Below are 12,691 nucleotides of genomic sequence, written 5' to 3' on the forward strand. Positions count from 1 at the left end.
TTTTGACTTGCACACACCAATTTTTTCAAGGCGAATCAGTATTAGATTTTGGGTCAACCTTAGAGAGAACTCTGGGTTTTTGTCAGAATCGAGGAATTTCTCTCTCAAAACATTCCTTACCCAAACATTCCTCACCCAAACATTCCCCAGATCGTCCTCAAATGCCCCAAATGGGATGAAATTTAGGCAGAGAGAGCCTATTTCATGAAGCTTTTATGTAAAAGCAGTGCAGTTGTCCCCTGTTCTGGGCATTCTGAACCAAGATCAGGATAGATAGTGAACCTCCGAGCTATGGCTTTTTCTGACCCTTCTCACCAAATTTCGTCCGAGCAGGCCGCCAGCCGCACGCCCGACCGCTTTCGCCCGGCGACCGATTTCCCTAGAGACGTGTCCCAACTTCAGCGGGCAGAGCTAGAGCGCACCTACCTGGAAATGCGAGAGTGCCTGGTTTTTACTAACCGCAGCCGGGGGCAACTGCTTCGCCGCAACGAGGAGCATAAGCAAACGTCGCTGCAACTCAGAGCAGACGTTGCCAAGCTGCAAGTGTCTATCCAGAAGCTGGCGCAGGAAAAACAACAGCTTGCCGCTTCGAGCCAAGAGCTGCTGCGAGGAATGGAGCAAGAACTGATGGCGATGGGCAGCCGACTGGAAACGCTGTCATCGGCCTTCGATGCGGTGGCGGATGTGGAAACGGCAGACCGGATGCAGTGGAGCTTTTTGACGCTGCCGCAGCGGTTTTTGAATTTCCTGAATGCGGTTCGCGGTATTGTGAACTGGTGGCGCGAGGAGCAGGGCATCGAACCTACGCCGCCACAGCCTGTGCTGCCTTCTGCGGAGCCAAAGCTTACGCCAGAAGAGGAGGCGGAGGATCGGCGGGAGAATCCGCACTTATATACAGATATCGCTTCAATACAACGAGCGAATCATGGTCAATAGTCAATAAATGGGCAAGAAGCGCATCAACCAACTGCTGAACCAGCTCAAGGAAAACCAGCAGGCCGAACTCCGCAACGCCGCCGCGATTTACTCTGTGGCGCAGATTGCGGTGGATGAACTGGAGGCGATCGCCACCACTGATTTACCCAAGCCAGAACGGGCGATTCCCGCAGGGATCGCTTCGCGAATCGCCCCTGCGACTCCAGCGCCCGCCTTGCCTGCGGCCGTGCCAACCCAACTCACTCAAGCGGAACTGCTGCAACGCTACGGTTCGTATAACGGCTGTCGCAGCGCGGCCAAAGCGCTGGGCATCCATTTTCCTAAAAATCCTAGCTGGCCCCAGCTCATCGCTGCATTTTCCTACATCGATACGTTTCGCCAACTCATCCATGACTACGCCCAACAGCAAGAGATTCGGAATCTTTCTGGTGTGCGATTCACAGTCACGCTGAAGTAGGCCAGAGTAACCAAGCTGAGACCTCAATGTATGTGTAGTGCATGTATAAAGTAAACTCTTCAGCCTAGTAGCTATCCGGATTTCTGCGGTTCGCATTTGTTTCTCTCTATATCGAGTCGCTGAGGCAGACAGGCAGAAAATGGACAGATTAATCGTAAAGCTGATCGGGCTGGCGCTTTTAGTAGGCGGAATCTACTTCCTGGGCAAGAACGTGTTTTTTGCAACTAGCCTGGCCTTTTATTGGCGCAATCTTCCGGCGACGGGTTCGCTGCTCTGTCTGATGGGCGGTGTGGCCTCGCTGATTTTTTTCCCTCGGCAAACCGGGAGTTTGGGCTGGGGTCTGCTGGCCGTGGGTATTTTGCTGGTCTTTTTCAGCGGGGGTGCATACTTGCTGCCCACTAGCCTGTGGCATTTTGTGGTGTCTTTTGGGGCGATCGCCGCTGGTTTCAAGCTCTTCACCGAGGAGCGCGTCCGGTTTTAGAATTCCCGTCTTTCGGGGCTAATCGAGGTTCAGCCATCGCTAACTCAGCGAAAAAACAGGCAAAAAACAGGCAAAAACAAGCAAAAACAGCAGTGGGGCAAGAAACTGGCTTTCTCACCCCACTGCTTAAAATTTATGTGCCATGCGTACATCACACGTACACATGAAGTATCAAACCAAGCCTCAGCCTTAAACCTGCGATGCAAAGACTTGCTGCAATGACATATCGAGGCTTAACACTAAACTCGTAGCTGATGCCCAAACCTAGCGGAAACGGCGCTTCCGACGAGCCATAATCGCCTTGCGCTTGCGCTTTTCCAGAGGAGTCTCGAAGTGACGGTGGCTCTTCACATCGGCCAAGATCCCCGCCTTGGAAACCTGACGCTTGAACCGTCGCAGTGCCGACTCAATCCCTTCGTTTTCTCCTAAGACCACCTGGGTCATGCAAAACACTCCTTAACTGATTGCAGAAAATGGTTTAGTCACTTTTCTAAGAATACCGCGTTTTATCCATCCTGTGCTACCCTTACCGCGCAGTTTGAAAGGTCAGCATGGGAAGGCGCTTAATGAAGCACTGAACAAAGCCGGAAACCCGGCAGCGTTGTGATTTAAGGGCTGGTGATTTGAAGTTAAGTGGGTTGAGGTCTAGAAATTAAGTTAAGAAGGACAAATCGACGGAGCCAAAATTAACGCTGAGCGCTACGTTTAGATTTTCCAGTGCCTCAATGAGCCAGCTCACCGCATCACGAGAGCAAGATTCGTAATGGCTGAATAAAATTGAGAAGCGCCGTTCCAGGGCGGGCTTGACTTTGCGACACAGCAGCACAATCTTGAGTAGTAGCCCCGTCGTCAGCATTGGGCCAAGATTCGTCAGCAGATCTACAAAGACAAAATGCTTCGGGTGCTGGGCATTGTCTACGACTAGGAAATTCAGCAGATGACTACAGGTGCGAACGAGCAAGAAGTCGTTAAGGCGCTGGTCGTCGCTGTCGGGCATGATGTCCTTTAGATAGCCGTAGAGCTGGTTGTTGAACTGTCTGCGCCCATACTCCGGATCGACGGATGACGTGATGTATTCGTATAGGTCGTTCTTAAAATCGGCAAAGCAATGTGTGTAGTTGCTCTGGGTCAGAAAATTTTGAGCCAGATCTTTGTAGCTGCGGCTTCCTTCGACCTTGCCGGTGTAGTGGCGCACCACGCGATTCAAGTCTTGATCTTCTAAGAGGGTAGGGTTAGAGACTGGGTGAATCAGTCGAGGAGTCGAAGGCGTGGCGATCGCCCCCACAAAGGCATTTTCAGCCGCCCGACTTTGACGCACCTGATAGGTCAGGTACTGCGACAGGTCAACCTCAAACTTGTGCTGCCGCAATGCCCGCACTTGGCGAACCGTGTTCTGCTGCTCACGGGTGCAGTCTTCGCTGATCAGGCAATGCTCGTACAGGTAGGGATAGCGCGGAATTAAAGTGCCTAGGGGCCGTTGTCCGTTGCCCTGCTGCGCCTCGGCGGCCTCGCTCAACACTTGGGCCAGGCGACGTAGTGTCAAATACTGCTCAGTCTCGGTGAATTGGCGAGTCAACTCCCGGAGGCGGCGGAGCGATCGCGAGCGGTGGATGCTGATCTGGCTCTGGGCTTGGGCAGCATTGTTTTCAAACAGTTCAATCAGCTTGGGGATGGCCAACTGAGACTGCGATCGCGCCTGCCAGCGGTTAATCAAGATGTGGCAACAGCGGTTTAAGACATAGCGAAATTCTTCGGACGCAAGACGAGAGGCTGTGACCTTATCAAGCGCCGCCACGATATCGGGATCACTATAGCGAGAGCCATCAATAAACAGCGCATGAAAGCGATCAACCATCTGCTCTGGTGTTTCATGCTCAATCCAGTGCAGGAGATGGTCGTAGATCGTCTGTTCTTCTTGGCTAATCTGCCGATAATAGTGATCAACTTGCGTGGTTACCACAACCTAATGCTCCCTTGTCAAACCCAGCCTCAAACTCAGCTTCCGAACCCGCTAAAGCGAACTGTGATAGTAGACAAACCCCAGCGACCAAGCAGCGATTCAGCGGCTAGAACTCAAATGTGAAACCCGAAGTGCAATTGAGAGCTGCGCTGAGAGCAATACCGAAGGCAATGCGTTCCTAGCGTTGAGCCTTGCCGTCGATCCTTGCGTAACTTGCTGCTTAGCCTTTGCATGTATTTACCCGATTGCACTAAATGCTATCAGAGGCTTTTACGCCTTCGGTGTGACTGAAGTCACGCCAAGCTTAAAGCTTTGATGAACTTTCAATAGCGAAGTCCTGACATCTGTCAGGGAACTCCATGCGTCTTATATCTGCGCTTTGCGAGGAGGTTATGCAAAAACACCAGCCCTCGAATACTGAATTCTCCTGTCGATGTCTGTGTATCAAGTTTTAGAGCGAGATTCCGTAATAATTTGTATTTTTTAAATCTTTCGTCAAGTTTTCAAGTTGAACTGTAACCCAAGTCGGCAAGTTCTGTATAGAGGGGACGAATGCTTTAGCAGAATAGATTCCACTTAAACCTGCCTCTTCGCTCATCCCGATGGATTCATCTGCCGCGCAGACAAGCGGCATCTAACACTGTCCATTCCTCGGCTTGCAAAACTTGGCAGCGGTTGATGCGTCTCGCCAGGATGGGTTTTGCGGTTTGCAGATTAGCCTGGGCTTCGGTCAGTGCCTCTGGATATTGGCGAAACTTGAGCGCTTGCAGCGTGCCGGGACGAAACGTAGCGCGAGAAATCAGCCAGAAGTCGATGCTGTAGCGGTCGATCGTGGCTCGCAGCAGCGTCGGATCGAGGGTGTATTGGGCGCGAATCAGGTCGATCGCCCGCTGGCGCATCTGCTGTCCGTAGGCTTTGTGGTAGGGAATGGCGTATTCCCGTCCAAACAGGATCGAGCGACCGGAAAAGACGGGAATAAAGTCGGCTTCGTCTTCTAGGGACGCAATCACAATATCTTTGGGCTGCTGGGCAAAGAACTTATACAGGGCGGGGGCACGACCCACCCGAAACTCGTCGGCGGGAAAGGGCGTAATGTAGCGCGGATAGAACCAAACGCTGGCGGCGATCGCCCCGATTCCCCCAAGCAGCACTACCGCAGGCAGCCACCGAACTTGTGCCCCATGCAACCAGCGTAGCCCCGCATCTAGGAACAACGTCAGGGCGATCGCCGCCGCAAAGCACAGCACAAACCGCAGCGTGTAGCCTGTATAGCGACTGGGCAGGTGCAGCCGAAACAGCAGCGCATGGGCTGCAACAAACAGCACCAGCGCGGCCGCCACAATCCGCAGCAGCAGCCCCAGATGCTTGACCTGGCGCACCAAGGGCGTAGGCAGCTTCCACAGCAGCAGCGGCAAAAACACGCCCAGCCCCATCAGCGGCGGCTTGAAGGTGGGAAACAGACCGCTGCGATGTCCCGACAGCCAGAACATAGTGGCATCGTCTAGAAAGAAGCGACCGCGCCCGTCGCCCAGAAATTCTGGGTCGTCCAGCACGTCGGCTGCGGTCAGCGCCGGGCCGTAGGGATTGGCCGCCAGCAGGTAGGGCAGCAGTGTCGCCACTGTGATCCCCAGGCCGATGCCCAAAAACACCCAATCGGCGCGGCGGTGCGTCAGATCCAGCCGTCCCTTTTGCCACTGCACCAGCGAGAACGCCAGCACGCCGCCGCACACCAGCGCGTATTGCGGGTAGAACAGGCCCATGAGGGCGATCGCCAGCCAGCAGCCCCAGTGTCGCCGCAGCAGCGTGTACAGAAACGCCAGAAACAGCGGAATCATAAAGGCGCGGGGCGTGGCCGAAGCCAGATCATCGTGGGACCAAAACACCAGGTTTAGCAGCACCGCCGCAAAGAAGCCGCCGATGGGTGCCGGGAGGAATTGCATTGCCACGCCAAAGCCAAAACCCGTCGCCACCAGCGCCAGCACGGGCGGCAGTAGTTTGCTGAGCAGCAGCGGGTCAATGCCCACGGCGGCAAATAGCCGATAGAAAATGGTAAACCCCCAGGGCGCAACGGACTGAAAATAGTCGGCAATCAGGTCATTGGCAAACAAGTCGGGGTCTAAAAACCGCTGCATCCAAAACAAGTGCTGCCGCGCATCATCCTGCACCACGTATTCGGCGCGAAAGGCCCGTTGCAGCACTAGGCTGCTGTAGGCGATCGCCACCAGCAAGCTTGCGCCCAGCCAAAACCATCGACTGCGGCGCGTGTTTGCCAGAAGCAGGTGAGCATTGGGTTGGTGCGTCACGCCGGGTTCCTCCGCAGGCGGTTCAGCGTCAGCACACAGTTAGCGTCGATGACTCGATAGGTCTGATCTTCGTAGCCAATGCAGCGCTGGGGAATGCGCGAGAGCGCCGGAACTAGGCCGCTTTCAATCTGAGCGGGCAAGTCGCCAATACGGTCGGCATATTCCACCAGCGACGGATTGATCCGGAAATATCCTGGACGAAAGGCGTTGCGCTGGAGTAGCCAGAAATCCACCTGTTGCTGCTGGATGAACTGCTGGAGTGTGTCCAAGCTGGGGGTGTATTGCGCCTGGATCAGAGCGAGCGATCGCCCCACGACTTCGTTGTAGTAGCCCAGGTGGTAAGGAATGGCGTAGCCCTTGCCGCCCACGACGAGCGATCGCCGCGTGAAGCTGGGCAAATTGTTCATCTCTGGCGCAATCGAGGCAATGCGCGTGTCCTTGGGCTGCGCCGCCAAAAATTCATACAGTTCCGGTTGCGCTGTGCCAATTACGTAATCCGTGATGGGGTAAGCATTTTCGTTGATTCGCAAAAACAGCGGATAGCCCAGCAGCAGCGCCGTCAGCAGACCCGCCAGCCCCAGCGGAGCCAGCCGCACCCGCGCCGACTGCATCCACCGCAGCAGCGCGTCGAAAATTAGCGCCAGCCCGATTCCCGCTGCCAGAATCGCCACCACGCGAAAGGTATGCTCGGTATAGCGGTTGGGCAGGTGCAGCTTGAAGCGAACCAGGTAGGCCAGGACGTAGAGCGCTACTGAAGCGGCGATCGCCTGTCCAAACACATGGGCATTGCCATTCACCCAACGGGCCAGCGGAAACCGTCGGGGCAGCCGCAGCAGCAGGGGCAGCAGCAGCGCAAAAATCACCTGGGGTAGCCCAAACCGCACCCGGCTGAGGTGAATAGGCGGCTGGGTGGGGTCGCCGTTGTCGGGATAGAGCCAGTTCAGCGGGCCATAATCGACCGAACACCAGTCGCCGGGGAGCATTCCCGCCCGTTTGCCGCAAAGCCAGTAGCGCAGGTAGTACTCAAACGGGTCAGAGATATAAAACTCTGACCAGTTCGGCTCCCAGAAGGTGGGCATTTGCAGCGACTCGGCGGCGGAAACGGTTGGGCCAAAGCCGTGGTTTCGCAGCACGTAGGGCAATAGGACAAAGAAGGCAACGATCAGTCCGGCGATCGCCCTGCGATAGTGCTGACGATCATAGGTCAGCCCTGGTCGCCAGCCGTCAAACCGCAGCAGCCGCACCAGCAAAATGCCGCAATAGACAAACAAGACCTGTGGGTAAAACAATCCCTGTAGCGCAATGATTCCCAGCAGGGGCAGCAATTTTTGCCGCAATAAGAAATAGAGGAACGCAAAGAAAAACGGGTAGACGAAGGCGACAGGAGTCGCCGACACAATATCATCCCGCATCCAAAAGCCCTGGTTGAGCAGCAGCGCCGACAGGAATCCGGCAAAGGGCACGGGCAAAATTTTCAGCACGGTGATGAAACACAGCGCCGTTGTCGCCAGGGCCAGCACGGGCGGCAGCAGCTTGTGCAGCAGCAGCGGATCAATACCAAGCTGGGCAAAGACCCAGTAGAGCGTGGTGTAACCCTTGGGCGCAACCGCCTGAAAATAGTCGGCGTGAATATCGTTGGGGAATAGATCCGGATCGACAAAGCGCAGCATCCAGGTGACGTGCTGCCGCGCATCGTCCTGCACCACGTAGGCATGACTCAACACCTGAATCAGCGCAGGCAGATAGTAGAGCAGCGACACCAGCAGACTTAGCCCCAGCCAAAACCAAACGTGTGGTTCCCGCAGGGATTGCTTCGCGAATCGCGGCATTTTGTCAATTGCCGTCGTTAGAGCAGATGGGTAAAACCAGGAGCGGGAACGTGACATGGCAGAGCAAGGTTACAAAACTTTGCGGACGCGACCCAGAGTAGTGTAATAGTACCTTAGGTTTTGACGGTCGCCATGAGTACCCTCGGCAAGGATTTTCAGAGAAAGTTTGGGAAGCAGATTCGAGCCACCCTCGCAGCAGTTGCATCGCTCTGGCTGCCTGTGCTGCTGCTGGTGGGGCTGGTCAGCCTGAGGTGTCTGCTGGCTGGCAACATGGGCCAGGTGAATGAAACGAACATCCTCCCCTTTGCCCGCCAGCAGGCTAATCCAAACTGGCTTCCCCAGGACTGGTATCTGAATCAGCCCCCGGGCTATCGCGTTCCGTTTATTGCGATCTTTGGACGCATGGCGGATGCGTGGGGGTTCCTGCCCACCTCGATCATTGGCAGACTGCTGGGCTACACAGGGTTATCGGCAGGGCTGGTCTTCCTCAGCCGTCGCATTGGGCTGAGCCTGCCGCTGCTGCTGCTGTCGATGATTCTGTTCCTCTATGTCAATACGGGCCTGAGCGGTGCGTCGGGGGCGCAGGGCACGGTTTCCCGCGAGTGGCTATTTGGCGGCATCGAGCCGAAAATTCCAGCCTACACCTGCATTTTGTTTGCCCTTGGGCTGCTGCTGGAGGGGCGCGTCGTGCTGGCGGGGCTGCTGCTGGGCGTGGCGACTTCGTTTCATACGCTGGTGGGCGGCTGGGCCTTCCTGGTGGCGATCGCCTGGTTAGGGCTGTGGCGGCGTGATCTGCTCCGCAATCTGGGCAATGTCCTCAAAATGCTGGCCCTGTACGCGGTGGGCGCGGTGTTTTCGATTCGCCCCGTGCTGCAACAGTTGACCACGCAAACGCCGGAGGGCCGCTTTTCAGAATCCTTCGTTTACGTGTTTATCCGCACGCCGCATCACCTGAACCCGCTGTCCTGGGACGGGGGCTGGTGGCTGAAGCCAGTAACGCTGTTGGCGATCGCCCTCGGAAGCGCCATTTTGCTGCACCGCATCGCCAAACAGCGGCGACAGTTGCACACCCCCCATCACCAGGCGCGGATGGGCCTCACTGCGTTCCTGCTGTGCAGCCTGATTCCCTTTGCGGCTGGACTGCTGGCCGCGCCCTTCGACACCGAAGGCAAGTTCTTGCAATACTACCCGTTTCGGTTTGGCGATATTATGCTGCCGCTGAATGCCTGCCTGCTGGGGTGCTGTGCGCTGGAGCAGGCAATGAGCGGGCGATCGCCCGTTGGATCGCCCGTTGGATCGCCCGTTGGATCGCCCAGTGAATTGCCTAATGGATCGCCCGTTGGATCGTCCAGAAAATTGCCCAGAGAATTGCCCAATAGCAGTGCAACCGGGCAAGCAGCGAAACGACTGCGGCGCGTGAGTTTGTGGATTGTGGCGGCAGTCTGCGCCGCGCAGGCGGTTGTGTTTGTGCAGCAGGCGATCGCCCTGCAAGACTTCCCCAGCCGGGCCCAGCGTATTGACCGGGACGGCAAGGAATTGTGTGAATGGATTCAGCAAAACACGCCCCGCGATGCCATTTTCGTGACACCGCCCGTGGAGTTGGACAACTTTCACTGGCTGGCAGAGCGGGCAACGATTGCTAAATTTAAGCTCGTGCCGCCCGCTTCAGTCGGAATTCCCGAATGGATTGACCGTCTAACTCGCTTGAGCGGCAGTGTCGATCCGTGGGTGGGGATTCAGCGCGATCGCAACAACAGTCTGGACATTCAGCGGCGGATGACGCAAGGCTATCGCAACCTGACCACCGAGCAGGCGATCGCTCTGATGCAGACCTACCGCGCCGCCTATTTTCTATCCAAGGGGTCACCCAAACTCGACCTCCCCGTCCTGTACCAAAACGAAGACTATACGCTCTATGCCGCGCCCAATGCGGCCGCCCAACAAGGCGCTCAGGTTCCGCCGCCGTAGGTCTTCGGCTGATCGCTACTCCATCAGGGTCTCTATGCACACTACCGAAACGCCGGGTTCCGTCAGTCAACTTCTATTTCCAAAGGTTCCGACCTGGCTCCGCTATGCCGTCATTGCGCTACTCATCGCGGGCATTTTCTTCCGCTTCATCAACCTCAGCCAAAAGGTGTATTGGACAGACGAAGCGCTGACCTCGTTGCGGTCGTCGGGGCATACCAAAGTGGAGTTTGTGGAGGAGCAGTTTACGGGTGCAGTAATTTCGCCCGAAACGGTGATGCGCTATCAAAGCCTAGAGCCAGAAAACGGCTGGGGGCATACGCTGGCGGCGCTGATGGGCAATGCAGAACACACGCCGCTGTACTTTTTGGGCGTGCGCGGCTGGATGGAGCTATTCGGCAGCGGTGCGGGGGCGGTGCGGGGGTTGTCGGCGGTGTTTGGCGTGCTGGCCTTTCCGTGTGTGTTCTGGCTGGCGCTGGAGTTGTTTCAGTCGCGGGCGGCGGCGTGGGTTAGCTTGGGGCTATTTGCCATCACGCCGCTGCATATTTTGTATGCTCAGGAGGCGCGGCCCTATAGCCTGTGGACGCTGTGCATTGTGCTGTCGAGTGCGGCGCTGCTGCGGGCGATGCGGGTGCGAAGCTGGCAAAGCTGGTCGATTTACGGTCTGAGCGTGGCGCTGGGGTTGTATACACAGCTTTTGTTTGCCCTGGTGGCGATCGCCCATACGCTCTACATCCTTGGTGTTGAGCAGATTCTGCAAAAGCGGCGGCTGACGGACACTGCTCGTGCCTATGCGCTATCGGCAGGCGGGGCGCTGCTGTCGCTATTGCCGTGGATGGTGCTGCTGGTGGTGCGATCTGACCGCATTCGCGACACGACGGCTTCTCTTAAGGAAGTTACGTCCCTCGACCATTTGATTAACCGCTGGTTTTTGGGCCTCAGCCGCTTCTTGGTCGGCATCGACCTAGCCGCTGCAAACCTGCTGTTGGTGCTGCTGGTGGGGTGGGCGCTGGTGGTGCTGTGTCGCCAGACGGTGCCGCGCTGTTGGCTGCTGGTGCTGCTGCTGGTGGCGGTGCCGTTTTTGGGATTGGCGCTGCCGGATGTGTTGCTGGGCGGCGGGCGCACGATTCGCATTCGCTATCTGATCCCGTCTTACGTTGGGCTGCAACTGGCGCTGGTGTATCTCTTTACTAGGGCGCTTGTTACCCGGGCGATCGCGCCGTCAAATCGCTGGCAACCCTGGCTCTGGCGCGGCGTGCTAGGCGCAATGGTGGCGATCGCCCTCAGCAACACCCTCGACAGCGCCAACTCCGATCTGTGGTGGAACAAGAGCATTTCCCGCAGCGCCTACTATCTGCCCGTGGCAGAAATGATTAACCGCGAGGCTAAGCCGCTGGTGATTGCAGATCGTCATCCCAGCGCCATCCTGGCCTTTAACCGTCGGCTCGATTCCCATGTGCGGCTGCAACTGGTGGGCGATCGCGATCGCTTTCAGGTGGCACGGGGCTATAAACCCGTCTTTTTGCTCAATCCCTCCGAAAAATTGCGAACCGTTCTGGAACGCCAGGGCTATCGCCTCAAGGTGGTCTACCGCGATCCCCATGCTCCCGATGCCGAGGCCGATCGGCTCTGGCGCATTCAGCGACCCGCCAAGGCGCAGTCCCTCCAGCAAAAGCCCACATCAGCCCCGACGGATCTCCCGCGCAACGCTGAGGTATTGTCCGAGGAAGGGTAGGCCGGCGATCGCCGGAATGAAGTAGCGCGATGTACACAGCACCCCCAGCGCCGCCGCCGTTGCCGCGTTGAAATAGGGTGCATAGAACAAAATGAGCGCTGCATCCCGCGTGCCCACGCCTGCAAACGTCAGCGGCAGCAGCCCCGCCAAAATCGCCAGCGGCGACAGCGCCAAGTTCGTGACAAACGGCACCCACGCCCTCAGTGCCAGAATGAAAAACCAGATTTGCAGCAGGTGCAAAAACCAGATGAAAATTGACATCGCCGAGATTTTTGCAAGCCGGGGGCGATCGCCCCAAAAATAATCGTGCATCTCCTGCCAGGAATGGCTCAGTGTCACCAGCTTTTTGCCCAGCTTCTTCGGCAAATGCTGCTCTGCCTGTCGAAAGAAAAACTGGGCAAAGCGCGGCCAGCCCAGCAGCAGCAGCCCTAGCAGCAGCCCACTCAGCACGCTCACTGTCATCACCCAAAACAGCCAGTCCTTTTGGGGATAGAGCAGCAGCCCAAACACGCACCACAACAGCAGCGACAGCATATCGCAGGCTTTTTCAAACACCACCAGCGACAGCGCCAGGGAACCTGTCAAATGCCCGCGATCGCGCATGAAATAGGCCTTGGCAATATCCCCCATCTTCGACGGCAGCACCATGTTCAGCGAACTTGCTGCCAGAATCAGTTGGTTTGCCTCCCAAAAGCTGAGGCGAGCAGGATCAGGGTTCAAATCCCAGGGATCGGGGATCAACTCAGGCTCCGGCTCATAACCCTTACCCCCCGTTCCAGGCATCAGCATTTGCAGCCGTCCCGCCGTTAGCATCGTCAGCGGAATCACCATGCCCAGGCTGATGGCCATCCACGGGCGATCGCACTCGCGAAACACGCGGAGCAGCCCAGAAAAGTCAATCTTCCAGTAAATCAGCAGCAGAATCACGCCGCTGACGAGAATCGAAACCAGTCTTTTCATGCGTGCCTTATCATGCCTTGTCTAGCGGCAGCGCCTTGAGTGCTGATGCGACGAAGTTCAGGCAC

10 protein-coding genes are annotated in these 12,691 nt (G+C 56.8%); 5 read left to right on the top strand and 5 right to left on the bottom strand.

The window, feature by feature from the left end:
- The first annotated feature begins 291 nt into the window (after positions 1-291).
- The 3 genes from HNI00_RS07430 (at position 292) to HNI00_RS07440 (ending at position 1,874) form a co-directional block, all read left to right on the top strand.
- Positions 292-936, top strand: a complete 645-nt coding sequence (locus HNI00_RS07430) for a hypothetical protein (protein ID WP_316792071.1) — start codon at positions 292-294, stop codon at positions 934-936.
- 7 nt (positions 937-943) lie between these two features.
- The gene (locus tag HNI00_RS07435; RefSeq protein ID WP_316792072.1) at positions 944-1,393 is read left to right on the top strand and encodes a hypothetical protein; all 450 of its coding nucleotides are present in this window, start codon (positions 944-946) and stop codon (positions 1,391-1,393) included.
- Positions 1,394-1,532: 139 nt separating this feature from the next.
- Entirely contained in the window at positions 1,533-1,874 is a 342-nt protein-coding gene (locus HNI00_RS07440; RefSeq protein ID WP_068509875.1) for a hypothetical protein, read from the top strand.
- Between the two features lie 264 nt (positions 1,875-2,138).
- Here HNI00_RS07440 and rpsU read toward each other — a convergent pair whose 3' ends face one another.
- The 4 genes from rpsU to HNI00_RS07460 form a co-directional block, all read right to left on the bottom strand.
- Positions 2,139-2,318 carry a 30S ribosomal protein S21 gene (rpsU, locus tag HNI00_RS07445; RefSeq protein WP_058881784.1) on the bottom strand — a complete coding sequence of 60 codons (180 nt, stop codon included), beginning with the start codon at positions 2,316-2,318 and terminating at the stop codon, positions 2,139-2,141.
- 208 nt (positions 2,319-2,526) lie between these two features.
- Entirely contained in the window at positions 2,527-3,834 is a 1,308-nt protein-coding gene (locus HNI00_RS07450) for a hypothetical protein (RefSeq protein WP_316792073.1), read from the bottom strand.
- A 608-nt stretch (positions 3,835-4,442) separates the two neighbouring features.
- Entirely contained in the window at positions 4,443-6,137 is a 1,695-nt protein-coding gene (locus HNI00_RS07455; RefSeq protein WP_316792075.1) for a hypothetical protein, read from the bottom strand.
- Entirely contained in the window at positions 6,134-8,023 is a 1,890-nt protein-coding gene (locus HNI00_RS07460; RefSeq protein WP_316792078.1) for a hypothetical protein, read from the bottom strand. The genes HNI00_RS07455 and HNI00_RS07460 overlap by 4 nt, the downstream gene beginning before the upstream one ends.
- Before the next feature lie 75 nt (positions 8,024-8,098).
- Between HNI00_RS07460 and HNI00_RS07465 the strand changes: the two genes are divergently transcribed.
- Both HNI00_RS07465 and HNI00_RS07470 read left to right on the top strand, forming a co-directional pair.
- Positions 8,099-9,934 carry a DUF6798 domain-containing protein gene (locus HNI00_RS07465; protein WP_316792079.1) on the top strand — a complete coding sequence of 612 codons (1,836 nt, stop codon included), beginning with the start codon at positions 8,099-8,101 and terminating at the stop codon, positions 9,932-9,934.
- Between the two features lie 34 nt (positions 9,935-9,968).
- On the top strand, positions 9,969-11,666 hold the full coding sequence (locus HNI00_RS07470) for a glycosyltransferase family 39 protein (protein ID WP_316792081.1): 1,698 nt from the start codon (positions 9,969-9,971) through the stop codon (positions 11,664-11,666).
- On the opposite strand, the gene HNI00_RS07475 is transcribed toward HNI00_RS07470, so the two are convergent.
- Positions 11,613-12,626 (bottom strand): lysylphosphatidylglycerol synthase transmembrane domain-containing protein, encoded by a 1,014-nt coding sequence (locus tag HNI00_RS07475; RefSeq protein WP_316792084.1) that lies wholly within the window; start codon positions 12,624-12,626, stop codon positions 11,613-11,615. The genes HNI00_RS07470 and HNI00_RS07475 overlap by 54 nt on opposite strands.
- Positions 12,627-12,691 lie beyond the last annotated feature (65 nt).

This window comes from Thermoleptolyngbya oregonensis NK1-22 (assembly GCF_032705245.1).
GTDB lineage: Bacteria > Cyanobacteriota > Cyanobacteriia > Elainellales > Elainellaceae > Thermoleptolyngbya > Thermoleptolyngbya sichuanensis.